This window comes from Streptacidiphilus sp. MAP12-16, from assembly GCF_041262165.1.
Taxonomy (GTDB): Bacteria; Actinomycetota; Actinomycetes; order Streptomycetales; family Streptomycetaceae; genus Streptacidiphilus.
On record NZ_JBGCBY010000026.1, the window covers coordinates 68994 to 95622 of the forward strand.

The 26629-nt window shown below is 71.0% G+C and carries 25 protein-coding genes and 1 tRNA gene; 7 read left to right on the forward strand and 19 right to left on the reverse strand.

The window, feature by feature from the left end; all coding sequences use genetic code 11:
* Positions 1 to 2 precede the first annotated feature (2 nt).
* Positions 3 to 1664 (reverse strand): arginine--tRNA ligase, encoded by a 1662-nt coding sequence (argS, locus tag ABIA33_RS28770; RefSeq protein WP_370085575.1) that lies wholly within the window; start codon positions 1662 to 1664, stop codon positions 3 to 5.
* 44 nt (positions 1665 to 1708) lie between these two features.
* Positions 1709 to 2194 carry a PleD family two-component system response regulator gene (locus tag ABIA33_RS28775; RefSeq protein ID WP_370085576.1) on the reverse strand — a complete coding sequence of 162 codons (486 nt, stop codon included), beginning with the start codon at positions 2192 to 2194 and terminating at the stop codon, positions 1709 to 1711.
* A 138-nt stretch (positions 2195 to 2332) separates the two neighbouring features.
* Between ABIA33_RS28775 and ABIA33_RS28780 the strand changes: the two genes are divergently transcribed.
* A tRNA-Arg gene (locus ABIA33_RS28780) sits at positions 2333 to 2404 on the forward strand.
* Positions 2405 to 2963: 559 nt separating this feature from the next.
* On the opposite strand, the gene ABIA33_RS28785 is transcribed toward ABIA33_RS28780, so the two are convergent.
* Complete coding sequence (locus tag ABIA33_RS28785; protein WP_370085577.1) at positions 2964 to 3422, reverse strand: MarR family winged helix-turn-helix transcriptional regulator; 459 nt, start codon at positions 3420 to 3422, stop codon at positions 2964 to 2966.
* A gap of 63 nt (positions 3423 to 3485) precedes the next feature.
* Here ABIA33_RS28785 and ABIA33_RS28790 point away from each other — a divergent pair, with 63 nt between their 5' ends.
* The 3 genes from ABIA33_RS28790 (at position 3486) to ABIA33_RS28800 (ending at position 4999) form a co-directional block, all read left to right on the forward strand.
* The gene (locus ABIA33_RS28790; RefSeq protein ID WP_370085579.1) at positions 3486 to 3854 is read left to right on the forward strand and encodes a VOC family protein; all 369 of its coding nucleotides are present in this window, start codon (positions 3486 to 3488) and stop codon (positions 3852 to 3854) included.
* A gap of 239 nt (positions 3855 to 4093) precedes the next feature.
* The gene (locus tag ABIA33_RS28795; protein WP_370085623.1) at positions 4094 to 4240 is read left to right on the forward strand and encodes a hypothetical protein; all 147 of its coding nucleotides are present in this window, start codon (positions 4094 to 4096) and stop codon (positions 4238 to 4240) included.
* A 12-nt stretch (positions 4241 to 4252) separates the two neighbouring features.
* On the forward strand, positions 4253 to 4999 hold the full coding sequence (locus ABIA33_RS28800) for a protein phosphatase 2C domain-containing protein (RefSeq protein ID WP_370085580.1): 747 nt from the start codon (positions 4253 to 4255) through the stop codon (positions 4997 to 4999).
* Positions 5000 to 5028: 29 nt separating this feature from the next.
* On the opposite strand, the gene ABIA33_RS28805 is transcribed toward ABIA33_RS28800, so the two are convergent.
* The 3 genes from ABIA33_RS28805 to ABIA33_RS28815 form a co-directional block, all read right to left on the reverse strand.
* A complete protein-coding gene (locus tag ABIA33_RS28805) occupies positions 5029 to 5151 on the reverse strand; it encodes a hypothetical protein (protein ID WP_370085581.1) in 123 nt (40 codons plus the stop codon).
* Between the two features lie 604 nt (positions 5152 to 5755).
* Positions 5756 to 6460, reverse strand: coding sequence for a response regulator (locus ABIA33_RS28810; protein WP_370085582.1), 705 nt, complete (start codon positions 6458 to 6460; stop codon positions 5756 to 5758).
* Positions 6457 to 9195, reverse strand: a complete 2739-nt coding sequence (locus ABIA33_RS28815; RefSeq protein WP_370085619.1) for an ATP-binding protein — start codon at positions 9193 to 9195, stop codon at positions 6457 to 6459. The genes ABIA33_RS28810 and ABIA33_RS28815 overlap by 4 nt, the downstream gene beginning before the upstream one ends.
* A 423-nt stretch (positions 9196 to 9618) precedes the next feature.
* Here ABIA33_RS28815 and ABIA33_RS28820 point away from each other — a divergent pair, with 423 nt between their 5' ends.
* Positions 9619 to 10014 (forward strand): RidA family protein, encoded by a 396-nt coding sequence (locus ABIA33_RS28820; protein ID WP_370085583.1) that lies wholly within the window; start codon positions 9619 to 9621, stop codon positions 10012 to 10014.
* Positions 10015 to 10048: 34 nt separating this feature from the next.
* Here the strand turns inward: ABIA33_RS28820 and ABIA33_RS28825 are convergent, their stop codons facing one another.
* The 4 genes from ABIA33_RS28825 to ABIA33_RS28840 all read right to left on the reverse strand — a co-directional run bounded on the left by ABIA33_RS28825 (position 10049) and on the right by ABIA33_RS28840 (position 16520).
* Positions 10049 to 11713: a mucoidy inhibitor MuiA family protein gene (locus tag ABIA33_RS28825; protein WP_370085585.1), complete on the reverse strand. Its 1665-nt coding sequence runs from the start codon at positions 11711 to 11713 to the stop codon at positions 10049 to 10051.
* Positions 11714 to 11715: 2 nt separating this feature from the next.
* Positions 11716 to 13962, reverse strand: a complete 2247-nt coding sequence (locus tag ABIA33_RS28830) for a DUF4139 domain-containing protein (protein ID WP_370085586.1) — start codon at positions 13960 to 13962, stop codon at positions 11716 to 11718.
* A 127-nt stretch (positions 13963 to 14089) separates the two neighbouring features.
* Complete coding sequence (locus tag ABIA33_RS28835; RefSeq protein WP_370085587.1) at positions 14090 to 15775, reverse strand: DUF885 domain-containing protein; 1686 nt, start codon at positions 15773 to 15775, stop codon at positions 14090 to 14092.
* Positions 15776 to 15779: 4 nt separating this feature from the next.
* Positions 15780 to 16520 carry a rhomboid-like protein gene (locus tag ABIA33_RS28840; RefSeq protein ID WP_370085588.1) on the reverse strand — a complete coding sequence of 247 codons (741 nt, stop codon included), beginning with the start codon at positions 16518 to 16520 and terminating at the stop codon, positions 15780 to 15782.
* 129 nt (positions 16521 to 16649) lie between these two features.
* Between ABIA33_RS28840 and ABIA33_RS28845 the strand changes: the two genes are divergently transcribed.
* Positions 16650 to 17561 carry a diiron oxygenase gene (locus ABIA33_RS28845; RefSeq protein WP_370085589.1) on the forward strand — a complete coding sequence of 304 codons (912 nt, stop codon included), beginning with the start codon at positions 16650 to 16652 and terminating at the stop codon, positions 17559 to 17561.
* Between the two features lie 232 nt (positions 17562 to 17793).
* Entirely contained in the window at positions 17794 to 18693 is a 900-nt protein-coding gene (locus ABIA33_RS28850; RefSeq protein WP_370085590.1) for a TetR/AcrR family transcriptional regulator, read from the forward strand.
* Positions 18694 to 18845: 152 nt separating this feature from the next.
* Here ABIA33_RS28850 and ABIA33_RS28855 read toward each other — a convergent pair whose 3' ends face one another.
* The 9 genes from ABIA33_RS28855 to ABIA33_RS28895 all read right to left on the reverse strand — a co-directional run bounded on the left by ABIA33_RS28855 (position 18846) and on the right by ABIA33_RS28895 (position 26178).
* On the reverse strand, positions 18846 to 19727 hold the full coding sequence (locus tag ABIA33_RS28855; protein ID WP_370085591.1) for a fumarylacetoacetate hydrolase family protein: 882 nt from the start codon (positions 19725 to 19727) through the stop codon (positions 18846 to 18848).
* Positions 19728 to 19873: 146 nt separating this feature from the next.
* On the reverse strand, positions 19874 to 20572 hold the full coding sequence (locus tag ABIA33_RS28860) for a FadR/GntR family transcriptional regulator (RefSeq protein ID WP_370085592.1): 699 nt from the start codon (positions 20570 to 20572) through the stop codon (positions 19874 to 19876).
* Between the two features lie 59 nt (positions 20573 to 20631).
* Positions 20632 to 21240, reverse strand: a complete 609-nt coding sequence (locus tag ABIA33_RS28865; protein ID WP_370085593.1) for a GNAT family N-acetyltransferase — start codon at positions 21238 to 21240, stop codon at positions 20632 to 20634.
* Between the two features lie 76 nt (positions 21241 to 21316).
* Entirely contained in the window at positions 21317 to 22102 is a 786-nt protein-coding gene (locus ABIA33_RS28870) for a DUF1684 domain-containing protein (RefSeq protein ID WP_370085594.1), read from the reverse strand.
* Between the two features lie 329 nt (positions 22103 to 22431).
* On the reverse strand, positions 22432 to 23421 hold the full coding sequence (locus ABIA33_RS28875) for an ABC transporter substrate-binding protein (protein ID WP_370085595.1): 990 nt from the start codon (positions 23419 to 23421) through the stop codon (positions 22432 to 22434).
* A gap of 122 nt (positions 23422 to 23543) precedes the next feature.
* On the reverse strand, positions 23544 to 24296 hold the full coding sequence (locus ABIA33_RS28880; protein WP_370085620.1) for an amino acid ABC transporter ATP-binding protein: 753 nt from the start codon (positions 24294 to 24296) through the stop codon (positions 23544 to 23546).
* 65 nt (positions 24297 to 24361) lie between these two features.
* Positions 24362 to 25357 carry an amino acid ABC transporter permease gene (locus tag ABIA33_RS28885; RefSeq protein ID WP_370085596.1) on the reverse strand — a complete coding sequence of 332 codons (996 nt, stop codon included), beginning with the start codon at positions 25355 to 25357 and terminating at the stop codon, positions 24362 to 24364.
* A 27-nt stretch (positions 25358 to 25384) separates the two neighbouring features.
* Positions 25385 to 25930, reverse strand: coding sequence for a GNAT family N-acetyltransferase (locus ABIA33_RS28890; RefSeq protein WP_370085621.1), 546 nt, complete (start codon positions 25928 to 25930; stop codon positions 25385 to 25387).
* Positions 25931 to 25980: 50 nt separating this feature from the next.
* Positions 25981 to 26178 (reverse strand): hypothetical protein, encoded by a 198-nt coding sequence (locus ABIA33_RS28895; protein ID WP_370085624.1) that lies wholly within the window; start codon positions 26176 to 26178, stop codon positions 25981 to 25983.
* Positions 26179 to 26629 lie beyond the last annotated feature (451 nt).

Sequence of the window (26629 nt, forward strand, 5' to 3'; positions counted from 1 at the left end):
GCTCACATGCGTTCGGGGGCTGAAACGCCCAGCAGGGCCAGGCCGTTGGCGATCACGGTGCGGGTCGCCTCGGCCAGCCAGAGGCGGGCGCGGTTCAGGTCGGTGACGTCGTCGTCACCCATGGGGAGGATGCGGCACTCGTCGTAGAAGCGGTGGTAGACGCCCGCCAGCTCCTCCAGGTAGCGAGCCACGTGGTGGGGCTGCCGCAGCTCACCGGCCTTGGCGACGATCCGGGGGAACTCTCCGAGTTTGCCGAGCAGGTTGGTCTCCCACTCGGTGCTGAGCAGTTCCGGTTTGAACTCCTCCGCCGCGCCCTTGTCGATGCCGAGGTCACCGGCATTGCGAGCGACACCGCACATCCGGGTGTGCGCGTACTGGACGTAGTAGACCGGGTTCTCCTTCGACGTGCTGGTGAGCACGTCGATGTCGAGAGTGATCGTGGAGTCCGTGGACGAGCGGGAGAGGGTGTACCGCGCGGCGTCCACGCCGATCCAGTCGATGACGTCGTCGATGGTGATGATGTTGCCCGCACGCTTGGACATGCGGACTTCCTGGCCGTCCTTCAGCATCTTGACGAACTGGCCGATCAGGACCTCGATGTTGCGGTTCGGGTCGTCGCCCGCGCACGCCGCGATGGCCTTCAGCCGGTTCACGTAGCCGTGGTGGTCCGCGCCCAGCATGTAGACGTTGACGTCGTGGCCCCGGTCGCGCTTGCTCAGGTAGTACGCGGCGTCGGACGCGAAGTAGGTGGTCTCACCGTCGGCCTTGATCAGGACGCGGTCCTTGTCGTCGCCGAAGTCGGTGGTGCGCAGCCAGGTCGCGCCGTCCAGCTCGAAGACGTGGCCCTGCTCCCGCAGCCGCTCGACGGCCTTCTCGACGGCGCCGGAGTCGTGCAGCGACTTCTCGGAGAACCAGACGTCGAAGTGCGCGCCGAACTCCTCCATGGAGCGCTTGATCTCGGCGACCATCAGCCGCAGGCCCTCGGTGCGGAACCGCTCCCGCTGCTCGTCCTCGGGAAGGTCGAGGATGCCGGGGTTGTCGGAGAGGATCTGCGCGGCGATGTCGTTGATGTACTCGCCGACGTAGCCGTCCTCGGGCACCGGCCGGTTGTTGGCGGAGGCATAGAGCGAGCCGCCGAACTTGGAGATCTGCACGCCGGCGTCGTTGATGTAGTACTCGGTGGTGACCTCCGCACCGGAGGCACGCAGGATCCGGCCCAGCGAGTCGCCGACGGCGGCCCAGCGGACCCCGCCGATGTGGATCGGCCCGGTCGGGTTCGCGGAGACGAACTCCAAGTTGATCCGCTGGCCGGCGAAGGCGTCGTTGTGCCCGTACACCGCGCCTGCGGCGACGATGCTGCGCGCGAGCTCGCCCTGCGTGGCGGCGTCGAACGTGACGTTGAGGAAGCCGGGCCCGGCGATGTCGACCTTGGCGACCCCGGGCAGCGTTCGCAGGCGGGCGGCGACCAGCTCGGCCACCTGGCGCGGGGGCATGGACGCCGCCTTCGCCAGTTGGAGGGCCACGTTGGTGGCGTAGTCGCCGTGGTCCCTGTTCTTGGGCCGCTCGACGGTCACCGTCTCGGGCACGGCGACGGTCAGCTCGCCCGCCTCGACGGCGGCACGAACCGCGGACTGGACTGCCTGGGAAAGCTCTGCGGGTGTCACGGGGGCAAGCCTAGGCGAGAAGGGGGGATCGTCCGCCACCGCGTTTAGGGGCTGAGACGGTCATGTCCAACATGTCCAAAGGAGGGCGGCTGCAGCGTTCGCGCAGAGCGCAACGCCTGCTCTGCGGGCGCACCCAGCATCTGGGCCGGTGTCGCGGGCAACCGCACCAGGCGGTGCACCAGAGCGATCAGCTCCATCGGCTCGAACGGCTTGCCCAGATAGGCGTCGACGCCGACCGACTCGCCGCGCTCCAGATCGAGCTGGGTGCAGGCGCTGACGATGGCGATCCGCAGATGACTCGTCCGCGGGTCCGCGCGAAGCCGCGCCGCCGTCCGCAGGCCGTCCAGGCGCGGCATGACGACATCGAGGGTGATCACATCGGGCTGGACCGCGTGCACCACGTCCAGGCATTCGGCACCGTCAGCGGCGGTCACGACCTCGAACCCCTCAAGTTCCAGGTTGACCCTGATCAGCTGGCGGATCACCTCGCTGTCATCCACGACGAGGACCCGTCCCGACGAGCCGGACACATTACCGAGGGTAGGCGGACCACCTACGCCCTGTCCGTGCTTTCACCGTTTCCACCCGATCCGACGGCCCCGCCACGGACAAAACCCGTGCACGAGGACCAGGTGAGGACTGGTACTGTTCTGCATGTCGCAAGGCAGGCCCCCGTAGCTCAGGGGATAGAGCACCGCCCTCCGGAGGCGGGTGCGTAGGTTCGAATCCTACCGGGGGCACTTCGCACGAAGCGCCACAAAGGCCCAGGTCAGCGGGATGTTCCCGTGAACCTGGGCCTTCGTCATATCTGACGGTCGATCAGCCGCGTGCCCCTTCCGTGCCAGATTCGCCGTCGGGCATGGGCACCACGAATCAGACGGACGAACCCGGCGCACCGGCCTGCTCCGCGTGCATGAACGCACCCGAGTACGTAGGCGAAGACGCGCAGGACTTCGCCGACTCTCACCTCGTGACCTTTGACCTGGAAGGCCATGGCGAGGGCCAAGGCGTCCCGTTCGGCTTCCAGGGCCTGCGTCTGCGCCGCGCTCCTCTCCTGGGCACCGGCCTGGGTCTGGGCCTGGACTGCTGCCAGGGCTTGAGCATCTGCCGCCGCCTGCTGGTTGGCAGCAATGGCAGCGGAGGCGGCATCCGACCTGAAGGTCATTCCGCTCCAGGCATTCCGGCTCATCCCAGAAGAGGGTGTAGTCGGGGTCTGTCGGTTTCGAGGTCGCCTGCACGGATTTTCATGCTCGGCTGCACTCCTGCCCGGGCGCGACGAGACGTGCGCCGTGGAACGAGCTATGCACCGTCGTTGCCATCGCGCAGGGAGTGGATCATGCTTTGCAGGATCCGGAACGCGCCTGACTGCTCGGTCTCGGTCATGCCGGCCAGCATTCTGACCTCGACGGACCGAACCGCTACGGTCGCCTTCTCGAGCCTCCGTCGGCCGCGAGGCGTGAGCCGCGTGGGAAGAACCTTCCCGACGGGTGCCTCCGCAGGCCTGGTCACGTAGCCCTCTCGTTCCAGGGCCTGGAGCAGCACGTTCATCGACTGCCGTGTCACGAACGCACCACGCGCGAGCTCGGAGTTCGACAAGCCCGGCCGTTGAGCCAGCAGCTCGAGGCAGGAGTAGTGCGTCACGCTCATCCCGAGTGGCCGCAGCACCTCCTCCATGGCTGCGCGCAGGGCGCTCGAAGCCTCTTTCAGCAGGTAGCCCAGTGATTTGTCCAGGTCGACGCCGACGCTGTTTTGACTCATGTCAGCATTCTGACATACCTTGGTCTGTGTCAGGAATCTGACACGAAGAGAAGGAGCATCATCATGCCCGCCACCGGCCCCGACTTCATCTCGCTCCAGGCGCGCGACCTCGACGCTTCGCAGGCGTTCTACGAGCAGTACCTCGGCCTCGTCCGCTCGCAGGCCGGACCTCCGCACGCCGTCGTCTTCGAGACGAAGCCGATCGCGTTCGCACTGCGCGACGTCGTTCCCGGCACCGATCTCGCATCCGTTGCCCAGCCCGGCATCGGTGCCGCGATCTGGCTCCACGCCACAGACGTCCAGGCCATCCACGATGCTCTCGCCGCCGACGGTCACACCATCGTCTCCGCACCGATCGACGGCCCCTTCGGCCGGACATTCACCTTCGCCGACCCCGACGGCTACCAGGTCACTCTCCACGACCGCGCCTGATACGCCCAACGCCACCGGACGATCACCGGCCCCCGCAGACCGCGGTCGCACCCGAAACTCGAGAATCCGGGCGACGTTTCCTTACCCCGGGGTGATCACCTGTCCGGCTCTTCACACCTGTCGTGGACGGAGTGTGACGTCCAGCCGGGCGCTCGCGGTTCAGCGCGTCGAGAGCCGGATAGAGGTTGAGGTCTGCCGAGGATGGAGGTTCCTACGCCGCCCATCCGGAAGACCTCGACGTGTCCGACGCTACCGTCGGCGCGGGCGTCACCTGCGCTGATCCGACCACCTTGTGCCGACTCGACGAACTCGGACTCGAGGTCACCGGCCAACGACTCGACCCCGACCGTGCCGTCCTCGCCTACGAGTTCCCGGCACCCGAGTAGCGAAGGAACTCCGTGCAGATCAGCTATGTATGCCAGGCCAGCCCGGACTCGGCCGCGAACGAAGACTTCGTCGTCGCGTCGGAACGGTTCGTCATCGTGCTGGACGGCGCTACCGCCAGTGGGCTCCCGAACGGCTGCGTCCATGATGTTGCCTGGCTCGCCAGCCGACTCGGGGGACAGCTCGCAGCTGCGCTGATCGAACGGCCCGGCCTACCCTTGCGCGAGGTGCTCCGGCAGGGGATCACCAACACCGGAGCTCTGCACCCCGCGTGCGACCTGACGAACCCGAACAGCCCCTCCAGCACGGTCGCCATCGTCCGCGAGCACGGCGGCACGCTTGACTGCCTCGCCCTGGCCGACTCACCCGTCGTTGTCGAGACCCACAGCGGTGAGCTGATCGAGGTCAACGACGACCGAACGTCCCACCTCCCGGCGTACGACCGCGACTCGCTCATGCAGCTCCGCAACACCGACGAAGGCTTCTGGGTCGCCAGCACCAAGCCCGAGGCAGCCGACCGGGCCGTGATCGGCAGCGTCCCTGTTGCTGACGTGCGCCGCTTCGCAATGGTCACCGACGGCGTGTCCCGACTCGTCGAGCGTTACGGCTGGAGCTGGCTCCAGATCCTGGACACGCTGGAGCAGCACGGCCCAGCATCCGCCGCCCACGCAGTACGCGAAGCCGAGATCGCCACCGAGCCGGGCACCTTCCGGGGTAAGCGCCACGACGACGCGACAGCGGTATTCGGCTTGATGGGATAGCGAGCGGTACAGCTTCGCGTCGCCCAGGTTCAGATGATGCCCTGATCGCCGCCTGCCTGTATGCCACGGCGCAGTCCGGGCTCGCGGCGTCGCGCCAGGCGCTGCTCGGCGGCCTCATCGAACCGTCGGTGCGCACCGGCGTGCTCGCTCATCTCCAGTCAACTCTCAACGCCCGGTGCGCCGTTGGCGCCGTCATCGGCGGTCTCGCGCTGAGCCACGGCACCCGCCATCACCGACCTGCGTTCCGCGTAGCGCGTGGTACGCCGCTCCGGCATCGTCCTGCTGGGCGGTCGCTTCCTGGCGGCCGGCTGCGCGATGGGCCCGGCGGTGCGGTGGGCCGAACGCAGCCGATCCCGCACCGCGCCCGAGACCCGTCACATCCGAGGCCGTCCGGTCCCGGCCGTGAGGCGCGGGCCCGAGCCCGCTCGACCACCTGGGTGAGCACGGTCGGGTCGACGAATGGCAGCCCAGATCAGGCGGTGCGAATGTGGAGGCATGGACCTTGATTCGCTTGTGTTGCGCCAGAGCAGCGAGGCCGCAACGCCAGGTACGTCCCCGGCCCCGTGGCACATCACGCCCGACGGGTCCGCTGATGCGCTCTGCGGCAAGATCGCCGACTACGGTCAGACGCCGATCACGCCTGACTGGGAGACTCGGAGCGATATCTGCTCCACGTGCCGGGACGCCTTGCGGGAGGCCTTGGCGGACGTGGTGGTCGACGACGAGTAAGGGACGACGAGTAGCGGTCGGCCGCGGTCAGGGTTCGAAGCGGTAGCCCATGCCCGGCTCGGTGATCAGGTGGCGGGGATGGGCCGGGTCGCGCTCCAGCTTCCGGCGCAGCCCGGCCAGGTAGACGCGCAGGTAGTTGGTCTTGCGCTCGTGCCCGGGACCCCAGACGTCCAGTAGGAGATGACGTCCCGTCACCAGCCTTCCCGGGTGGTGGATCAGGAGCGTCAGTATGCGCCACTCCGTGGGCGTGAGCCGGACTGTCGGTTCCTCTCCGGTCGCTGGAACATCGCCTCGGGTCGGCCGGACCGTGCAACTGTCCAGGTCGACGATGAAGTCGCCGATGACGGCGCTGCCGCCGGACGCCTCCTCCGTCGCCGGCCGGCGCAGCACGGCGCGCAGCCGGGCCAGGAGTTCGTTCATCGAGAAGGGCTTGGTGACGTAGTCGTCGGCGCCCGCGTCCAGCGCGGCGACCTTGTCGGCCGCGCCGGAGCGGCCGGACAGCACGATGACGGGCACGGTGCTCCATGCGCGCAGGGCGCGGATGACGTCGGTGCCGTCCAGCCCCGGCAGTCCGAGGTCGAGGATGATCGCGTCGGGTGGCGTCCGGGCAGCTTCTTCCACCGCGCCGGCGCCGTCCGCCGCGGTGGCCACGGTGTACTCGCGGGCCTGGAGGTTGATCTGCAGCGCTCGCAGCATCTGCGGCTCGTCGTCCACGATCAGGACTCGGGTCACGGGCGTGCTTCTCCGTCCGGAGCGGTGTCGGCGGGGAGTGAGAGGACCATGGTCAGACCGCCGCCCGGGGTGTCCTCGGTGGTGAGGGTGCCGTCCATGGCCTCGGCCAGGCCTCGGGACAGGGCCAGGCCGAGGCCGACACCGGAGGCGTTGTCGGTGTCGCCCAGGCGCTGGAAAGGCTGGAACACCCGTTCGCGGTCGGCGGACGGCAGGCCGGGGCCCCGGTCGACGACCCTGATCTCGACCCGGTCGCCGAGCGCGCTCGCGCTGACCAGTACCGGCAGGTCGCCTGCGTGGCGCAGGGCGTTGCCGACGAGGTTGGCGATGACGCGTTCCAGCAGCGGCGGGTCGGCGAGCACGGCCGGGGCCTGTTCCAGGCCTTGTGTCCGGACCGGAGGCCGGGTGTCCGCCAGGGAGTCCACTGCGGCGGAGAGCACGTCCTCCAGTGCGGTGGGCTGCAGGTCGAGGGAGAGGGCGCCGGCCTGCAGGCGGCTCATGTCGAGCAGGTTGTCCACCAGGCGGGTGAGCCGCCCCAGCGACTCCTCGGCGGTGAGCAGCAGTTCGGCCTGGTCCTCGGGCGAGAACTGGACGTCGTCGCTGCGCAGCGAGCTGACCGAGGCGAGGGCGACGGCGAGCGGGGTGCGCAGGTCGTGGCTGACCGCGGCCAGCAGCGCGGTGCGCATCCGGTCGGCCGCCTTCACGGGCTCCACCTCGGCGGCGACCTCGGCCAGGTGGGCGCGGTCCAGAGCCACCGCAACATGGGCGGCGAAGGCGGCGAGGACCCTGCGGTCGGCGGCGGGGAGTGGGCGTCCGCGGAGCACCAGGACGGCGTCTTCGCCGACGGGGACCTCCTCCACGGACTGGACCTCGGCCGGAGATGGCGAGGGCGGAGACGGCAGGGGCGGGGGCAGCGAGGGAGAGGGCGGCAAGGGCGGGGGCAGCGAGGGCGAGGGCGGGGTCGACGACCTGGGAGACGGCGACGTGGGAGACGGCGACAAGTCGTCGGCGGCCTCGGCCGTCTCACCCGGGTCGGCCACGGACGTGCCGACGTCCGAACCGTGCTGCCGCAGGGTGACGGACTCCATCCCGAAGGTCTCCCGCAGCCGCGCCAGCAGTGCCTCCACCGCACTCTCGCCGCCGAGAATGCTGCCCGCGAGCGCGGACAGGGTCTCGGCCTCGGCCGTGGCGCGGGCCGCCCGGCGGGAGAGCCGGGTGGCCCGGTCGACGACCGCCGCGACGGTGAGCGCCACGGCCGCGAAGACGACCAGCGCGAGCAGGTTGTTGGGGTCGGCGATGGTGAACTGATGGATGGGCGGGATGAAGTAGTAGTTCAACAGCAGCGAGGCGGTCACCGAGGCGAGCAGTGCGGAGACCACGCCGCCGAGCAGAGCCACGCCGACCACCGTGGCCAGGAAGAGCAGGATGTCGCTGGTGAGGTTGACCGCGCCCCGGGTCTGGCAGAGCACCGCCGTCAGCAGGACGGGCGCCACGAGCCCGGCGAGCGGTCCGGCGATGCGCCGCACCGGGGAGTGCAGCCGGCCGGGTACGGGCAGGCGCCGGCCGCGTCCGGACTGCTCGTGGGTGACCATGTGGACGTCGATGTCGCCGGAAAGTTCGACCGTGGTCTCGCCTATGCCGCGCCCGGTGAGCGAGCGCAGCAGGGTGCCGCGCCGACTGGTGCCGAGCACCAGCTGGGTGGCGTTCTCGGCGCGGGCGAAGTCGAGCAGGGCGGTGGGGACATGGTCCCCGACAATGGAGTGGTAGCTGCCGCCGAGGCTCTCCACCAAGTGGCGTTGGGCGGCGAGCGCGGCCGGTGAGGCGTCGGCGAGGCCGTCGCTGCGGGCGACGTGGACGGCGAGCAGGTCGCCCCCCGCCGTGCCGTCGGGGGTGCGCCGGGAGGGGTCCCCGTCCAGGGCAGCGCGGGATGACGGGCGGGCGATGCGGGCGGCGCGGCGGATCAGTGTCTCGCCCTCCGGGCCTCCGGTGAGCGCGACCACGACGCGTTCGCGGGTCTCCCAGATGCTCCCTATGCCGTGCTCGGCGCGGTACTTCTGCAGGCCCTCGTCCACCCGTCCGGCCAGCCAGAACAGGGCGAGCTCGCGCAGCGCGGTCAGATTGCCGACCCGGAAGTAGTGCGACAGCGCCGCGTCGACCTTCTCGGCCGCGTAGACGTTGCCGTGCGCCATCCGCCGGCGCAGACCCTCCGGCGCCATGTCGACCAGCTCGATCTGGTCGGCGCGCCGCACGACCTCGTCCGGCACGGTCTCCCGCTGCGGCACACCGGTGATCTTCTCGACCACGTCGTTGAGCGACTCCAGGTGCTGCACATTGACGGTGGTGATCACGTCGATACCCGCGTCCAGCAGCTCCAGCACGTCCTGCCAGCGCTTGGCGTGCCTGCCGCCGGGAACGTTGGTGTGGGCCAACTCGTCCACCAGGGCCACCTGCGGTTGGCGGGCCAGCACCGCGTCCGTGTCCAGCTCGGTGAACTCCGTCCCGCGGTAGCTGCGGACGGCGCGCGGAAGGATTTCGAGCCCCGCGAGCTTCTCCTCGGTGCTCAGGCGTCCGTGGCACTCCACGAAGGCCACCACCACGTCGGCGCCGCGCACGGCCCGTCGCCGAGCCTCGTCCAGCATCCGGAAGGTCTTGCCGACTCCCGGGGCCGCGCCCAGGAAGACCTTCAGCCTGCCCCGGCTTCCGCTGGGGCTCGGGTAGGAGCGGCTCGGGTAGGGCAGCTGCTGCTCGTCCTGCCGTACCACGGGGTTCCTTCCCAGAGCGGACCGTTTCTCGCCAGGAAAGCCCACGTCAAGGGCGCTAAGGCTGGTATTGACGACTCCCTTGCGCCGTTCCGCTGAACCTTGACGCTTTCTTGACGGGCAACCCCTCCGGGGCGGGCCGGTCAGTCCCCGCAGCGGGACCTCGGCAAACGGCCGCCCGCAGCGCGCGAGCACCGGATGCTGTCCGGTATCTGGCCCTTCGGAACGTCCCTGACGCACCGTCAGGTGGCCGATCCGCTTCCGGAACCGCTTCGTGATGGTGGTCCCTCAGGAGGACGCCGGGCCACGCTGGAGGCGATGCTGGAGAACCGCTGCTGGTGACATGTGAGAGCCGGTGCGCAGCCGTTGGACGGATCACCGCCGGTTGCCTAGGTTCGGATCATGACTGAGCGATACGCGATCCTGAGTGGTTCCACCTTCGAGGAGGAGATCGGCTACGCACGGGCGGTGGTCGACGGGGACTCCGTCCACGTGTCGGGCACGACCGGCTTCGACTACGCGACCATGTCGATCTCCGACGACGTGGTCGAGCAGGCCGAGCAGTGCCTGCGCAACATCGCGTCGGCGCTGGACGAGGCGGGCTGCACCTTCGCCGACGTCGTCCGGGTGCGCTACCTGCTGCCGGAGCGCGCGGACTTCGAACCGTGCTGGCCGACCCTGCGCCGCTGCTTCGGTGAGGTCCGACCCGCCGCGACGATGCTGGTGTGCGGGCTCGCCGACCCGCGGATGAAGATCGAGATCGAGGTCTACGCACGACGCCCGCTCCCCGCGTCCTAGACCGACCGACCAACCGGCCGGCCGGCCGCGCGCCTTACATCGCCACCGCCCGGGCGGCCGAGATCTCGTATCCGAGGATGACCGAGCGGCGGTCGTCGGGGCCGAGGGTGACGTCGTAGCGGACGATGCCGTCGGCGTCCGTCGCATCGGGCGGCGGCGTGCAGCGCTCCTTGTCGAGGCGGACCTCGACGGCCGCCGTCTCCGAGACCGGGACGCGCTCGCGGACGGCGACGACCAGCGGCGGCGCCCCGGACGGCGCGAAGCGCGACAGCGACAGCCGGACCGTGCGACTGATCACCGTACGCCCGGTGATCGCGGTGGTGTCCCGGGACTCCTCGACGGTCCTGGTGACCCGGAAGGTGTCGTCGCTTCCGAAGGACAGCTCCGCAGGCGCACCCTCGGCCGTGAAGCGCAGCTCTCCGCGGCCGACGAAGCCGCTCCCCCGGACCAGGTCCACCGGTCCTGACAGCAGCACCTGGCCGGTGCCGTTGGTGAACCGCGCGACATAGCTGACCAGGGGCGACAGTTCCGGAGCGGAGCTGTGCTCGGCCCGGCTGGGCAGCGTCGCCGCGCTGAGGCGAACCCGGTGCGGGCGGCCGTCGCTGGGGAGCGTCACCGGGAAGGGCGCGGAAAGCAGCCGGGCCGTGCCGCCGTCGTCCACGCCGGGCAGGGTCAGTGCGGCGGCCAGTGCGTCTGCTCCCCCCTGGTCGCGCTGGGAGGTGTCGTCGGTGGGGCCGACGGTCTGGATGTCCACTTCGCGGAGATCCACCTCGATCGTCCGGCGCTCCTCGGGAGTGCGGTCGACCAGCAACAGCAGATCCTCGCCGAGGCTGGGCGGTTCGGCGGCCAGGGTGGTGCGGGCCGTGGACAGGGCCAGGCGGACGCCGGACCAGTCCTCGCCGGTGCGCTGCCAGGCGACGGCGTCGCACTGCAGCTGGAGCGACGAGCCGTCAGCCGACAGTTCCGCCCGGTAGGTCGGGCGCCAGAGCGCGCACGGGGTGAGGTGGAGCAGTCGGAGGGTGGCGGCCGGTACCGGCGCTGCCGCCTCGATCACCACGTCGACGAACGCGGACAGGACGAGCGGCCGCTCCTCCGCCTCCTCGCGGGCGGCCTCTGCCTGGGCCAGCTCCTTGCGGAGTTCGGCGAGGCGGCGGTGGACCACGCGCTGCTCGTCCGCCCGGCGGGTGTGCTCGTCGTAGGCCCGGTCGAGGTCAGTCCGCCAGCGGTCCGGATCGGCCTGGCCCGCTCCGGAGCTCTCGGCGATGTCGCGGTGCAGATCCGTCAGGAGCTGGTCGAGGATGGCCACCCGGCTCGCGGCGCGTTCGCCGTGCGCTTCGAGCCGGCGGATCCGCTCAGTGAGCTCGTGGACGCGGCGCTGGAGTGCCGAGGCGTCCGGGCCTGGAGCGCCCTCGCGGGGCGGGGTGTAGAGCCGCACCAGGCGAACGTCGAGAACGGTGGCGTCGGCGCCCGCGTCCAGCTCGGCGCGCAGGGAGCGGTCGACGGCCAGCGGGGTGACCGGGCCGAGGCGCAGCCGCTGCGTGCCGGCGGCGAGGTCGAGCTCGGCGTGGCGCTCCACCTCGGCCCGGTCCTCAAGCAGCGTTACGGCAGTGACGGGACAGGGAGTCGGTGCGGCGGGGGCGACCGGCGAAGGGGCCGACGGGGCAGCCGACGAGGAAGGAGTCAGCGGGGTCTCTTCCATGGTCAGAGCCTCCTGTTGCCGTCGAAGAGAGCCTTGGCCGCCGGGACGCGGATCTCGTACCCGCCGGTGAGCACGGTGCGGGCACCGGGGGCGAGGGTGACCCGCCACACCCGCATCCCGCGCTGGTGCTTCTCGTCCTCCTCCGGGCGGACGACGGTCCAGGGCGGGCTCGCCTGGTGCTCCTCAACCCGCACGTCCTTGTCGCCGCTGACCGGGACGCGCTCGCGTACCTCGACCGTGACGGGTCGGCCGAGCCGGTTGGCGAGCTCGATCTCGATGCCGTGGTCGATCACGGTGGTCCCGGACCGCAGTCCGGCCGTGGACTCGCGCATCTGGATCCGCCGGGCGACCTGGACGCTCTCGACCACGCCGATGCCGACGCGGCGGTGCTGGCCGGGGGCGAGGGTGGGCAGTTGGACCGTCATCAGGTACGCGCCGTCCACGCTCACCTCGGCGGCCCCCGCGAGCAGCGCGTGGCTGCTGGTGTTGCCGAGCCGCACGGCCGCGTAGACCCGGGCGTCGACGGCGGGGACGCAGACGTGCTCGGCCGCCAGGTCGACCGGGAACTCCAGTACGGGGACGGTGTGCCAGACCCCGTCGGCGGGGACGTCGACGGGTGCGACGGTGTCGTAGCGGTGGTCGAAGGAGCCTGCCGAATGCCTGACGGGTAGGCAGCGCGGCGGGAGTGCGAGCTGCGCCACCCCTTCCGCCTGTCGCCGGAGTTCGGCGGCGAGCGCCCCGGGATTCGGCGCGGCAGCCTGCAACTGGCCGCGCTCCGGCTCGGGTTCGTCGGCCCCGGCGAGGACGAGCTGCGCGTAGTCGCGCAGGGCTTCGCCCGGCGCGGGTGCGGTTGCCTGTGCTGGACGGTCGGCAGCCTCTGGCCACGCGGCGGAGAGCGCTGTCCGGACCTGGAAGCCGGCTGCCGCACCCGACGGTGCCTGCGCTGAGGTGTAGGAAGCGGCGATGGGTGTACGCGCGGCGCCGGGGGCGGGCACGGAGCGCGGCATCTCCGCGGGCGGAGGCCCGGGGGCGGGCGCAGGCGCATGCGGCGGCGGAGGCGCTGCACCGTAGCCGACGGAAAGATCAGGAGGCAGTGGAACCCCTCTGCTGCCCTCCTGATCCATCCAGTCCGGCTCGGCGGCGACCTTCGAGGCCGCCCGGAATCGGTGCTGCGCTGCCATCGGCCGCCGGACGTCCGGCGCGGGCACCGGGCGGACGAAGGTGTCATAGCCCGAGAACAGGTCGGTGAGTCCGCTCGGCGGCTCACGCCACAGCGGTGGGGCGGGCTCGGCCTGCCTGCGGCCGATCCGCAACGAGCGCAGTTCCGGCGCGTCGGTGCGTCGACGCAGGTCCGCCGTGGACAGGCCGAGCCGGACGCCGGTCCAGTCCTCGCCGGTGCGTTGGGCGACGCAGGCGCGCATGGTCAGGCTGCCGCCGGGCTCGTCGCCGTGGATGCCGTCGAGGCGGAGGTGGTACGTCGGGGTCCAGGTCGCGCCGGGCACGCCGTACTCGAGCTCCAACTCGGCTTCGGCCGGTGCCCCGCTCCCGGCCTCAGCCTCGGAGGAGGACCCCTGAGCAAGGGTCAGCAGCACGCTGGTGGTGCTCTCGACCCGGTTCACGGGCAGCGCCGCCGAGGCCGCGCGCAGCCTCCGCCGCGCGGTCTCGGCCTGCTGCTCGGCCTCGCGCAGGGCGTCCTCCGCGGCCAGCAGCCGCTGCTGGAGCTCCGTGAGCCGCCCGTCGACGAAGTCGGCGAGCGCCAGCAGCGCGTCGGTGGGCGCCTTGCGCGGGGGATCGCCGCGGCGCGGTGTGGGAGGCACCGCACGCAGCGCGGCCACATGGTCGATCTGGGCCGCCAGGGCCGCCCGCGCGGCCCTGGCGGAGTCCGCCGTCACCTCTGCCGCGTCCGCGGCGTGCTGGAGCGGCGAGAGGTCCTCGGCTGCCGGGAGCGCGGCCGCCACCTCGCGCCGTACGTCGAGCACGCGCAGCCCTGCGGGACCGGCCAGGAGCCGGCCACGCAGGCTGTGCGCGTCGAGCGCCAGCGGCAGGCCGCCGAGCCTGACCCGGATCGGGCCGCCGCTCCCGGGCAGTGCGACCCGGGCGCGGCGACGGCAGAGCGCGCCGGAGGCGTACACCACCACGGAGTGGAGCACGCTGTCCGCACTGACGACAGCATCCGCAGGGCGTGCGGCGCCGGCTGCGTCGGCGGTGTTCTCGGGTGTCGGAATCGCGGGTCGGCTGATGTCGGCCATGGCCCCTCCCTCGCCTGGTCGTGCGTGTGGGCCACGTTAGTTGACCGCACTGACAACGGTCGCGCTTCCGCGCCGATCCCGCCGATCCCGGTCGATCCCGCCGATCCCGCCGATCCCGCCGATCCGCTCAGAGCGTGGCGAGCTGCGCTGTCAGGTCGTCCAGCCCGAACGCGCCCTGCGAGAGCGCCTTCATGTGCCACGCCTTGAGGTCGAAGGCCGCGCCGTGCCTGCGGCGGGCCTCCTCCCGGCCGCGCAGCCAGGCCCGCTCGCCGAGCTTGTAGCCGATGGCCTGCCCGGGCCAGCCCAGGTAGCGGACGATCTCGCTCTCGCGCATCTCGGCGGGGCAGCCGTTGTAGGCGGCGAAGAAGTCCGTCGCGAGTTGCGGCGTCCACCGTTCGCCCGGACGGAACGGGGAGTCGGCGGGGATCCGCAGCTCCAGGTGCATGCCGATGTCGATGATGACCCGGATCGTGCGCAGCATCTGCTCGTCGAGGAAGCCGAGGCGGCGACCGGGGTCGCCGAAGAAGCCCAGGTCGTCCATGAAGCGCTCGGAGTACAGCGCCCAGCCCTCGATCTCGGCGCTGACGCCGCCGATGGTCGTCTGGTAGCGGGAGAGCTGGTCGGCGCAGCGCATCCGCTGGGTGAGCTGCAGGTGGTGGCCGGGGACGCCTTCGTGGTACCAGGTGCTGACGAGCTGCCAGGTCGGGAAGGACTCCCGGCCGAGGGTGGGCAGCCAGGTGCGGCCCGGGCGGGAGAAGTCCAGGCTGGGGCGGGTGTAGTACGGGGCGGCGGCGCTGCCCACGGGGGCGATCATCGCCTCGACCTCGCGCAGCGGCCCGTCGAGGTCGAAGTGCGTGCCGTCGAGGGCCTCGATCGCCTCGTCCATGATCTGCTGCAGCCAGACGCGGATCTCCTCGACGCCCTTGACGGCGTGCCCCTGCAGCTCCAGGTGTTCGATCGCCTGCAGCGGGCCGGCGCCGGAGAGGACCTGGTCGGCCTCCGTGCGCATCTCGGTGTGCAGGCGGTGGAACTCGGTCCAGGCCCAGCCGTAGGCCTCGTCCAGGTCCAGGTCGGCACCGGTGCTGTAGCGCGCGGAGCGGAGGTAGCGCTCGCGGCCGACGATGTCGGGCGCGCCGGCGGCGGCCGGGGCGTAGTCCTCCCGCAGCCAGTCGCGGAACGCCGCCGCCGCGGCGGTGGCCTGCGCCGCGGCGCTGTCGAGCTCGCTCCGCAGCGGGTCCGGGCCGCCCGCCGCGAAGTCCGCGAACCAACTGGCGCCGCCGCTCGGTCCCAGCCAACTGCCGAGCTGCCCGATCACGGTCTCCACCTGGCGCGGGCCCGAGAGCAGTCCGCGCTGCAACCCTTCGCGCAGCGTGGCCTGGTAGCCCTGGAGCGCGGCGGGGACGTGGCGCAGCCGCCCGGCCACGACGGACCAGTCCTGGTCAGTGGCGGTCGGCATGATGGTGAAGATCTGCCGGACCTGGTGCACGGGCGAGGCGATGTTGCTGAGCGAGCGGTGATGGTCTCCAGCGTCGTGGACCGCCAGCTGGGCGGTGAGGCGCTCGTCCAGCAGGCGTGCGCAGGACGCCTCGGCGGGATCGTCCCTGCTCGCGGCCGGGAGCGCCCGAAGGTCGGCGAGGGCCCGGCGGGCGAGAGCGGCCTCGGCTTCGAAGCCCTCGGGCGACAGGTCGGGCTGGCGGTCGTCGTCGAGGTTGACGCCGAGACTGGCGGCCAGGCCGGGGTCGAGGGCGACGAGCGCGTCGAGATAGGCGTCGGCGAGCTGCCGTGGGGTCTGGGGAGTCACTGTGTCAGCCATGAGGTCATCCTGTCGCACCACTGCGCAGTGGTGACAGGTTTCCGCCCGCCGCTCCGCGTCGCCGGAACGGCCACCCGGGTCGGCCGCCGGGTCTGTGCGGGCGCCAGTCGCCGCCGGGAACGCCGCGCGTGATCGGCCGGCAGGCGAGGCCGATCAGAAAGGCCGTCAGATGGCCGAGGTTGGTGAAGTCCTGGTAGTAGCCGAGGAGCAGGAGGAAGAAGGCGGTCGTCGCGCCCAGGTAGTACCAGCGCAGCGGGCGGGCGAAAAACCAGGTCAGCACGCCGACCGCCCCTGCCACGGCGTAGCTGACGCCGATGTCGATGGTGTGTGAGGTCTTCCGCGGGAGTGCGCCCTCGTTGATGAGGATGCTGACCATGCCCTCGCTGACGAGGGTGGCGACGACGTGCGCGACCACGACGACCGCCAGCCAGCGCAGGGTCCCGAGCCAGCGTTCCACCGGGACGAGGAACAGGTTGAAGATCACGAACCAGATGCCGAATCTCGGGTTCTCGGTCCAGAAGGCGCTGCTGATCAGCACCTTGATCGGGTGGTGGCGCAGTTCGTCCAGGTTGGTGCTGTGGCTGACGAGGAAGTACTTCCTGACCCTGGGTGACATACGCACCAGGGCGAAGGTGTTCACCCCCAGGATGAGCAGCCAGATGTAGGTGCCGGGGGCGGCCCTCACGTATGCCGCGAGCCACGCGGCCCAGCGTCGCAGTCGAGGGGCCGGGCCTGCCGTCGTCATGGGGCCATTGTCGTGGTTCTCGCCGGGGGCCGGGGAGGTGACGCGCCCGGGGTGGGAACGAGGGATTGACGACGTTGCTGACATGCAGTCTCATAACAGGAGGCGAGTCGATCGAGGGAGGGCGGACCCGTGGAACCCAGAGCCGGAACAGCGCTGCTGACGGACCGTGAACACGTGGCCGAACGCCTGCTTGAGGCGTCGGCGAAGCACTCGTACGACCCCGACACCGAGCTCGACTGGGACGCGCCCCTGGAACCGGGCCTGTGGTTCCTGCCGGAGCGCATGGTCTCCCTCTACGGAACGCCGATCTGGAACCGGATGTCCGAGGAGCGCCGGATCGAGCTCTCCCGGCACGAGTCGGCCAGCCTGGCGTCGGCCGGGGTCTGGTTCGAGATCATCCTGATACAGCTGCTCGCCCGGCACATCTACGACCTCGACCCGCGCAGCAGCCATGTCGCCTACGCGCTCACCGAGATGGCGGACGAGTGCCGCCACTCGCGGATGTTCGCCCGCATGGTGACCAAGCTGGAAACCCCTTACTACCGGCCCGGCGGCACCACCCGCTTCCTCGGCCGGGTGCTGAAGACCACCGCGACCACGCCGGGGGCGTTCACCGCGACGCTGCTGGTCGAGGAGATACTCGACCGCATCCAGCGGCAGACCTTCCCCGACGGGACCGTCCAGCCGCTGATCCGCGGCATCACCCGGATCCACGTGGTCGAGGAGGCGCGGCACGTCCGCTACGCGCGCGAGGAGCTGCGGCGGCAGATGGCGAGCTGTCCCGCCTGGGAACGGCAGCTGACCCGGACGGTGTCCGGTGAGGCGTCGGTCGTGGTGGCGCGGGCCCTGGTCAACCCGGCGGTGTACGCGGCGGTCGGCCTCGATGTGAACGAGGCGCTGCTCCAGGCACGGCGGAGCGAGCACCGCCGGGAGACGATGCGCTGGTCGGCGGAGCGGCTGACCTCGTTCCTGGAGGAGATCGGTGTGATCCGGAGCCGGCTGGACCGGGCCGCCTGGCGCCGGTCCGGGCTCCTGCTGTGAATCTCCGTCCCTGACTCCGCCTCGCATATGCGCGTCGGTCTTAGACCGACCGGCACATGGGGTGTGGGCGAAGGAGGGGGTCGAGGGCCGAGTCTGGGCGGGGCGGAGGAAGGAGCCATTGCGGAGCACTGGCGACTGACGACAACCCGGTCAGGCGAGAGCCATCGGCCCGCGACGCCGCCCCCCATGTGCCGGTCGGTCTCAACCCCGGGCAGGGCCTAGGCTGGGGCGAATGGACGCTCCTGCTGCCCTCGGCCCCGAGCCCGACGTCCCTTCGGTCGCCGCCCCTCCGGTCGCCGCCGATGCTGTCGCCGCTCGCGCTCCTGCCGCGCCTCGCGCACCCCGGGCCCGGCGCGGGCCGTACCGGCGGCTGCCGGTGGAGCGGCGGCGGGAGCAACTGATCGCGGTGGCGCTGGAGCTGTTCAGCCGGCACGCGCCGGAGGAGGTCTCCCTCGACGACGTGGCAACCGCCGCAGAGGCATCCCGGCCGCTGGTCTACCGCTACTTCCCCGGCGGTAAGCAGCAGTTGTACGAGGCCGCGCTGCGCACCGCGGCGGACGAGCTGGCAGCGCGCTTCGTCGCACCCACTCACGGCGGCCCGACCGAGCGGCTGGGCCACGTCCTGGACCAGTACTTCGGCTTCGTCGGCGATCACGCGGCGGGGTACGGGGCGCTGCTGCGCGGAGGCTCCGTCGCCGAGACGGAGCGAACCACCGCGATCGTGGACGAGGTGCGCCGGGCGGCGCACCGGAGCATCATCGAGCAGTTGCGAGTCGAGCGCCCCGGGCCGCGGTTGAGCCTGCTGGTGCGCTCCTGGATCTCGGTGGTCGAGACCGCCGCGCTGACCTGGCTGGACGACAGGCACCGCGAGGACGGCCCGGCCGCGGGTGTCGGCTCTGCGGGGGTCGGCTCTGCGGGCGTCGGCTCGGCCGCGGAGCTGCGGGACTGGCTCGTCGACGAGTTCGTCGTCATGTTCGCCGTCTCCGCACTCCACGATCCGCAGTCGGAGCGGGTACTGCGGGCGATGCTCTCGGGTGCCGCCGCCGTTGCGGGCGGCCCCGGCCCTGGGGCGCACCTGGTGGCGCGACTGGGTGACCTGCTGCTCAACACTACCGCCGAGTCACCACGCTGACCAAGCCAGACATCGGATCTATCGGCCGTTCCTGGTTGATCCTCCAATGGACAGCACCGGGGACGACGAAGGCCCTCACCCCGCGAGCCCGAAGGCTCAGGGGCGAGGGCCGCCGGTCGAAGCGGTCGACACCGTCGACTTCGTCAGGCTCGTCAGGCCTTGCCGAGCACCTGGCGCTGGCGGCCCAGACCGTCGATCTCCAGCTCCATCACGTCACCCGGCTGCAGGTACGCGGTGTCCTTGCGGCCCATCGCCACCCCGGCCGGAGTGCCGGTGTTGATGACGTCCCCGGGCTCCAGCACCAGGAACTGGCTCAGGTACCAGACCACGTGGCGCACGCCGAAGATCATGTCGGCGGTGCTGCCGTCCTGCCGGGACTCGCCGTTCACGCCGAGCCGGAGCCCGAGCCGCTGCGGGTCCTCGACCTCGTCCGCCGTGACCAGCCAGGGGCCGAGCGGATTGAAGGTCTCGCAGGACTTGCCCTTGTCCCAGGTGCCGCCTCGCTCCAGCTGGAACTCGCGCTCGGACACGTCGTTGCTGATCGCATAGCCGGCGATCACCGCGTCCGCGTCCGCCGGGGACTCCAGGTAGCGGGCGGTGCGACCGATCACGATCGCGAGCTCCACCTCGTAGTCGGTCTTGCTGCTGCCGCGCGGGACCAGCACCTCGTCGTACGGGCCGACGACGGTGTTGCTCGCCTTCATGAACACCACCGGCTCGGCCGGGATCTCCGCGCCGGTCTCGGCCGCGTGGTCCCGGTAGTTGAGCCCGATGCAGACGACCTTCCCCGGTCGCGCCAGGGGTGCGCCGAGGCGCTGCCCGGCGAGGTCGATGACGGGCAGCTCGCCCCGCTCGGCCAGGGCCGCGATCTCCGCAGCGCTCCGGCCCTCGCCCGCCCCCTCGTCGAGAAGGCGGGCCAGGAAGGCGCCGTCGATGTCCCCGGTGAGACCGGAGAGGTCGTAGGCCGTCGTCTCGTCGCTCCCCAGCAGGGCGGGTCGCTCTGCCCCTGAGGGACCTATGCGCAGGAATCGCACCTGCCATCACCACCTTTGCGATCGGGACGGTCCGGTCGCCCACCGTCGCCAAGAGATCCGATGTATATCAACCCTGAGAGCGCCTCGTCCAGTGGTGACCGCTATCCGGACCGCAGCGGGCAGCCCCGGTCCGTTCGAACCGCGGGTCAGTCGGACTCGGTGGACGCGACCGAGGCGACGGAGGCGCGCAGCCATTCCTCCACGCCCGCGATGTGCACCAGTGCGCAGGCGTGCGCCAGGTCTGGGCGCCCGGCGCTCAGCGCCGCCACGATGCTCCGGTGCTCGGCGAGTGTCCGGGCCTGCGCGCCGTCCTGGGTGAGGCCGCGCCAGACCCGTGCCCGTACGGTCGGCGAGTTGAGCTGCACCAGCAGCGCGGCCAGCACCTGGTTTCCGGCGGCCGCCACGATCATCCGGTGGAACTGCAGGTCGTGCTCGACCAGCTCCTCCAGGCTCTCGGCCGCCTCCGCCCGCTCCATCTCCCGCTCCAGCTCCGCGAGCTGCTCGGGGGTGACCAGCTCGGCGGCACGCGCGGTGGCCGCCGGTTCCAGCATCCGGCGCACCTCGAACACCTCCAGCAGGGAGGAGTTGTGCCGGAGTTCCACCATGAAGCCGACCGCTTCGAGCAGCCGCTCGGGCTCAAGGCTGGTGACATACGTCCCGTCGCCCTGGCGGACGTCGAGGACATGGATCAGCGACAGCGCCCGGACCGCCTCCCGCAGCGAGTTGCGGGACAGCCCCAGCAACGCGGCCAGGTCGGCCTCCTTCGGCAACCGGTCGCCCGGCTTCAGCCGCCCTTCGGCGATCATCTCCCTGATGCGGGCGATCGCCTCGTCCGTGACCGACACGCGGCCCGCCTCCCTGGCAGCTGGTGTTCCCGGACTTCCCGGGCTGTGGAGCGCACCCATTATGCGGGACCGGGCAGCCTCGGATGCCCGTGGTGCAGCTCCCACTCCCCCGCGAGGATCGACATCACCGCAGCGTCGACCCACTCGCCGTCCCACAGCAGCGCGTCACGCAACACACCCTCGGCGATGAATCCCGCCTTCTCGTAGGCGCGGCGGGCCCGCGGATTGAACGCGTACACCTCCAACGAGATCCGGTGCAGGCCGAGCTTCTCGAAGCCGTAGCCGCAGATCAGGCGGGTCGCCTCGGTGCCCAGGCCACGGCCGTGGACCGCCGGAGCCAGGGCGATCCGGAAGTTGCAGCTCTCGTTGGGACCGTCCCATCGGTTCAGCACGACCTCGCCGACGCAGGTCCCGGTGGCACGCTCCAGCACCGCCAGGTCCAGCCGGTCGTCCTGGCCGATTCTGGTGGCGTACCAGGCGTGCAGCCGCGCCGGATCCGGCAGTTCACTCTGGCTGCCCGTCAGCCGTGCGACCTCCCGGTCCGACAGGATCGGCTCCAGGGCGGGCAGGTCGAGCGCGGTGACGGGCCGCAGGGTCACCAGGTCGCCGCCGAGCGTGGGCTTGGTGAGGAAGTCGGGTCGCGCCGAGGTCTCTCGTTGATCGTTCACCCCCGCATCCTGCCCACTCCGGCCCCGTCCCGCCCCTCCTCGGACCGACCGGCCCAGGGCACCGCCCGCGAGGCGGTCAGTGCTGGAGCACCTGCTTCTCTCCCGCGGGGACGGCGAGGGCCAGGGAGTTGCCCGGCGGCGGGAAGGGGCAGATGAAGTGATCGGCGAAGGCGCAGGGCGGCAGGTAGGCCCGGTTGAAGTCGAGCACGGTCGCCCCGGCGGCATCCGGCGCGGGAAGGGCGACGAAGCGGAAGCGGAAGGTCTGCCGACCGCTCGACGCATCCGCGAAGACCGCGCTCAGTGAGCCGTTCCCGGCCTGGCTGACCTGCAGCGTGTGCTCGGCAGCCGATCCCGGTACGGAGAAGGCGACGGTACCGGCGAGGGCGAGGCCGCGTTCCCGGCCGTCCGCGTTGGGGACCACTATGCTGCGCGCGGCGTCGAACGGGGTGAAGCGCGCGGGGCGCTCCCAGTCGGCGTCGTAGGGGTGCGCGTCGATGCCGGCGAAGGCGGTGCGACCGGCCGAGGCGGGGTCGTAGATGCGGACCGCGTACTCACCCTCGCGCAGGATCAGCACCAGCAGGCGGCCGCCGTGAGTGATCAGCGAGGGTGTCGGCGCCGTGTCCGGACAGAGCCGGACCGAGCCGTCCAGCGCAATATTGTCGACTTCGAGGCCGTCGTGGCGTGCGGCGGTGAGGATTACGCAGCTGCCCTGGAGCTCCCAGCGGCCCGGCACTCCCGGCAGCCCTTCGCGCAGGTCGGCGAGCCAGTACGTACCGGTGAGGGCCAGCGGACCGTGCGGAGCGCGAGCCGTCACCACACGGTCGTCACGCCAGTGCTTCCAATCGTCCAGACTGCTGCTCACTGCGGTACCTCCGGTACGTGAGGGATGCGAAACGGGCGGGCGGAGCACGGTCTCATGATCTCGTCGGCGACTGCGGCCGGGGTTCCCGTGGACGACCGACGTCCGGTCACCCTGATCACCGGTCCCGCCACGGCAGCTCCTTCTCCTCGGCCAGGGCACGCCACCTCGCCGCGATGGCGAGTGGGATGGGGTCCTATCGGGTCTTACCGGGTCCTACCCGGAGAGATCCCGGCCCCACACCTGCTCGGTGAACGCGACGCCGAGTGCAGCCGTACGGGGAGGCGGATTGTTCCCGCCCGATCCCACCTCCCCGTACGGCCGACGGCGCGTCAGCTACCGGTGTTGGGCAGACCGGGCGGGTTGATCTGGGAGCTGGCGACGGCCTCGCTGGACAGGCCCCAGCGCGCCAGGATCTTGCCGTAGGTGCCGTTCCTGATCAGCTCGTTGAGGGCTTCGTTCAGCGGCTTGACCAGGCCGTCGCCCTTCCTGGTGGTGGCCGCGATCTTGCCCTGGAGGGTGGAGCCCGCTCCGGAGAAGACCCCGACCACCTGGGTCTGGCCGGAGACGTTGGCGTGGTACTGGGCGGTCGGGTTGGGGCCGAAGTAGGCGTCGATGCGGCCGGAGGCCAGCGCCAGGTAGTAGTCGGAGGGAGTGGTGAAGTACTTTACCGTCACCGGCTTGAGCCCCTTCTTCACATCCTGGGCGCTCCAGTCGAGCAGGATCTTCTCCTGGTTGGTGCCCGAGTCGACGCCGATGGTCCGACCCGCCACGTCGTCCGGTCCGGCGACCTTCCAGGTGCTGCCCTTCTTCGCCTCGAAGGCGATGTTGTCGAAGCGGTAGGTGGCGAAGTCGTACTTCTGCTTGCGCAGTTCGGTGTCGGTGACGTTGGAGAACGCGACGTCGTACTTGCCGCTGTCGAGGCCGACGAAGATCTGTGCCCAGGCGACCGCGTTGTAGTGCGGTTTGAGGCCCAGGACGTCGGCGACGGCGGAGGCGATGTCGGTCTCCACGCCGATCTGCGTCTTGTTGTCCGTCGCGTAGAAGACCAGCGGAGCGGCGCCGCCGGAGGAGTCGGCGATCTCCAGGGTGCCTCTCTGGCGTATCGCCTGCGGCAGTTCGGACGCGATCGCGGCGACCGCGGGCGTGCTGAACCGGTTCTGGTCGGGCGACAGGTTGATGCTGACCCCGTTGGCGACCGGGGTCGCCTGCGCGTCCGAGGCAGCGGCGGTCCTGGCCGAACTGCTGCAGGCCGTGAGGGACAGCGCGGCAGCAGTGGCGAGGGCGGCGGCGGCCAGGGTGGGGCGGGCGAGAGTGGTCATGGTGGGGCCTTTCGGAACGGGGACGAACCGTTGGTCGGTCGCTGGTGCTGGGCAATTGGCGCTTGGTAACTGGCGGTGGGTAACTGGTTGTTGGTAACCGGCAATTGGCAACCGGTGGCTGGTCAGAGGACCTTGGAGAGGAAGGCGCGGGTGCGCTCGTGCTGTGGGTCGTCGAGGAGCTGGGCCGGTGGGCCCTGTTCGACGATCCGCCCGTCGTCCATGAAGACCACCGTGTCCGCGACCTCGCGGGCGAAGCCGATCTCATGGGTGACGACGATCATGGTGGTACCGCTGCGGGCCAGGTCCTTGATCACGTCCAGGACCTCGCCGACCAGTTCGGGGTCGAGCGCCGAGGTGGGCTCGTCGAACAGCAGCAGCTTCGGTTCCAGGGCGAGCGCGCGGGCGATGGCGATGCGCTGCTGCTGGCCGCCGGAGAGCTGGCGCGGGTAGGCGTCCGCCTTGTCGCTGAGGCCGACCCGGTCCAGCAGCCGCCGGGCCGTCACCTGCGCCTCGGCCCGGGAGCGGCCGAGCGCGGAGACGGGTGCCTCGGTGATGTTCTCCAGCACGGTGAGGTGCGGGAAGAGGTTGAAGTTCTGGAACACGAAGCCGATGTGCGTGCGCTGCTTGAGGACGTCACGTTCCCTGAGCTCGTGCAGCCGGTCGCCGGCGCGGCGGTAGCCGATCAGCTCGCCGTCGACGGAGACCGAGCCGCTGCTCACCTTCTCCAGGTGGTTGATGGTGCGCAGCAGCGTGGACTTGCCCGAGCCGGACGGCCCCAGGACCACGGTGACCTCACCGGCCCTGACCTGGAGGTCGACTCCGCGCAGGACCTCGACCAGGCCGAAGCTCTTGTGCAGGCCGCGCACGTCGACCATGACGCGGGCGGGGGCGTCATCGGATACACCGCCGGGGGTGCCGGAGGGGGTGCCGGAGGGGGTGGTCATCGCAGGGCTCCTTCCGCGGCAGCGGCCCGCAGATTCCGCAGGGAGCCGCGGATCTTCTGCAGCGGCGTCGGCGGCAGGCTGCGGGTCGCCCCCTTCGAGAAGTGGCGCTCCACGTAGTACTGGAAGATCGAGAGGACAGTGGTCAGCAGGATGTACCAGACCGTCGCGACGAGCAGCATGGGGACGACCCGCGTGGTCCGGCCGTAGATCACCTGCACCGTGTAGAAGAGTTCGCTGATCGCCATCACCGAGACGATGGACGTGCCCTTGAAGAGGGAGATCAGCTGGTTGGCCGCGTTGGGCAGGATCGAGCGCATGGCCTGGGGCAGGATGATCCGCTGGAGCTGCCTCAGCCGGGGGATGCCCAGGGCGGCGGCGGCCTCCAACTGCCCCTGGTCGACCGCGATGACGCCGGAGCGGACGATTTCGGCCGCGTACGCGGCCTCGTTCAGCGACAGCGCCAGTACGGCGGCGCTCATCGCGCCGAGCAGGCTGGTGGTGCTGAAGGAGAAGAAGCCGGGGCCGAACGGCACGCCGATCTGCAGCCTCGCGTACAGGTAGGAGATGTTGAACCAGAACAGCACCTGGACCAGCAGCGGAACCGAGCGGACCAGCCAGATGTAGCCGTACGCGGTGATCTGCAGCAGGGGGCTGCGGGAGAGGCGCATGAAGGCGAGCACGATGCCGAGCGCGAATCCGGCGAGGGCGGACAGGAAGGTGAGTTGCAGGGTCAGCCAGACGCCCTGGAGGACGCTGTCGGAGAAGAAGTAGTGGCCGAAGGTGCTCCAGTCCAGGCCCGGGTTGGTGACCAGCGCGTGTCCGAACTGGGCGACGAGGACGAGTGCGGCGAGGCTGGCGAACCAGCGGCCGGGGTGCCGGGCGGGTACGAGCCGGAGCGCGGCGCGGTCGGGGCTTTCCGCCGCGGGCAGCGGTGGGTCGGGGGCGGGGCTTGGCTGACTCGACTGGATGAGGGAGTTGGCGGCGATGCTCATGGGGGGCCTCCGGGAGGGGACGATCCGTCAGTTCTTCGGCTCGGGCGGGTCGGCAGGCCCGAGGGGACGAGGCCCGAAGTCGACCCGCCGCGGTGCGCGGAAGTCCGTCGGGCTGAGGGTTTCCGCGCCGGTCAGCGATTTGGCGAAGGGCAGCGGGCCGATGGTCTCCGGGTCGGCGGCGGTGTCGAAGAGCGGCGTGTAGCCGGTGACCAGGTAGAGACCGCGCGCCTCCGGCTGGCGCGGACCGGTGGTGAGGTAGATCCGGGAGTAGCCGCGCTCAGCCGCCTCCCGCTCCAGCTCGCTGACGACCCGTCGGGCCAGCCCGCGCCGGCGGTGCGCCGAGTGCGTCCAGATCCGCTTGAGCTCGGCGGTGCGCTCGTCGTAGCGCCGGTACGCGCCACCGGCGACGGGGCTGCCCTGCTCCAGCAGTAGGAGCAGCAGGCCGTGCGGTGGTGCGAACTCGTCGGCGGGGTAGCGTTCGAGCTCGCTGCGCGCGCCGGCCGGCGAGGGGTAGCGGGTGCTGTACTCGCGTTCCAACTCCTCGAGCAGGGGTTGCACCAGCGGGTCGTCCATGGTGACCGCGCGTACGTCGAGGCGGACTTCGGCGGAGGCGGTGAGCGACGTCACAGCGCCACGCCTTCGGCCGCGGCGACGGGCTTGAGCTCGGCCCTGGTCTTCTCCTTGGTGGGGAAGTCGCCCCTCTGGTCGAGGACGGCGAACTCCTGTGCCGCGTACGTGGGGTAGGGGATGTTCGGGCGATGGGCGAGCAGGATCCGCAGCCGGCTGGTGGCGGCGGCGATGCCGAGGAACTCGACGGGCATGGTGGTGCCTTTCCGTGTGCGGGGGCGTGCGCCATCGCCCGGCGGCGGCGTGCGCTCGGCGGGGTTGTGGACGGCGGGGCTGGCGGCGTGATGACGTCGCGGCGCGGCAGTATGCCCGCACGGCAGCGCGGCGACGTCGGGGTTGGCGGCAGCGTGCGCCCCTGGATCCGGATACCCCTGCGACTGGCCGCGCATCGGCGGCCGGGATCAGCGGGTACGGCGGAAGTCTCGGTCCACGACGGACAGCGCCGGAAGGGACACCGAGGGAGGGAGGGGCCGAGCGGAGCGGCCCGCTACCGAGCTAGGGCTGGCGGCGACACGCCGCGGACCACACGCGACCGAAGTCGATGTGGCCCCGGATGACCAGGCGCTGCTCGGTATTCACAGAGACAGTTGAACAGCGGACCAGCGGATAGTCAACATGCGTCCGGCCAGCGGGATACGGAGGCCC

Bases quoted from the DNA above. Each gene is read 5' to 3' on its own strand.
- ABIA33_RS28785 (WP_370085577.1), bottom strand. From the start codon at position 3,422: ATGAGTCAAAACAGCGTCGGCGTCGACCTGGACAAATCACTGGGCTAC.
- ABIA33_RS28790 (WP_370085579.1), top strand. From the start codon at position 3,486: ATGCCCGCCACCGGCCCCGACTTCATCTCGCTCCAGGCGCGCGACCTC.
- ABIA33_RS28805 (WP_370085581.1), bottom strand. From the start codon at position 5,151: ATGAGCGAGCACGCCGGTGCGCACCGACGGTTCGATGAGGCCGCCGAG.
- ABIA33_RS28820 (WP_370085583.1), top strand. From the start codon at position 9,619: ATGACTGAGCGATACGCGATCCTGAGTGGTTCCACCTTCGAGGAGGAG.
- ABIA33_RS28825 (WP_370085585.1), bottom strand. From the start codon at position 11,713: ATGGAAGAGACCCCGCTGACTCCTTCCTCGTCGGCTGCCCCGTCGGCC.
- ABIA33_RS28830 (WP_370085586.1), bottom strand. From the start codon at position 13,962: ATGGCCGACATCAGCCGACCCGCGATTCCGACACCCGAGAACACCGCC.
- ABIA33_RS28835 (WP_370085587.1), bottom strand. From the start codon at position 15,775: ATGGCTGACACAGTGACTCCCCAGACCCCACGGCAGCTCGCCGACGCC.
- ABIA33_RS28840 (WP_370085588.1), bottom strand. From the start codon at position 16,520: ATGACGACGGCAGGCCCGGCCCCTCGACTGCGACGCTGGGCCGCGTGG.
- ABIA33_RS28850 (WP_370085590.1), top strand. From the start codon at position 17,794: ATGGACGCTCCTGCTGCCCTCGGCCCCGAGCCCGACGTCCCTTCGGTC.
- ABIA33_RS28875 (WP_370085595.1), bottom strand. From the start codon at position 23,421: ATGACCACTCTCGCCCGCCCCACCCTGGCCGCCGCCGCCCTCGCCACT.
- ABIA33_RS28880 (WP_370085620.1), bottom strand. From the start codon at position 24,296: ATGGTCGACGTGCGCGGCCTGCACAAGAGCTTCGGCCTGGTCGAGGTC.
- ABIA33_RS28885 (WP_370085596.1), bottom strand. From the start codon at position 25,357: ATGAGCATCGCCGCCAACTCCCTCATCCAGTCGAGTCAGCCAAGCCCC.
- ABIA33_RS28890 (WP_370085621.1), bottom strand. From the start codon at position 25,930: ATGGACGACCCGCTGGTGCAACCCCTGCTCGAGGAGTTGGAACGCGAG.
- ABIA33_RS28895 (WP_370085624.1), bottom strand. From the start codon at position 26,178: ATGCCCGTCGAGTTCCTCGGCATCGCCGCCGCCACCAGCCGGCTGCGG.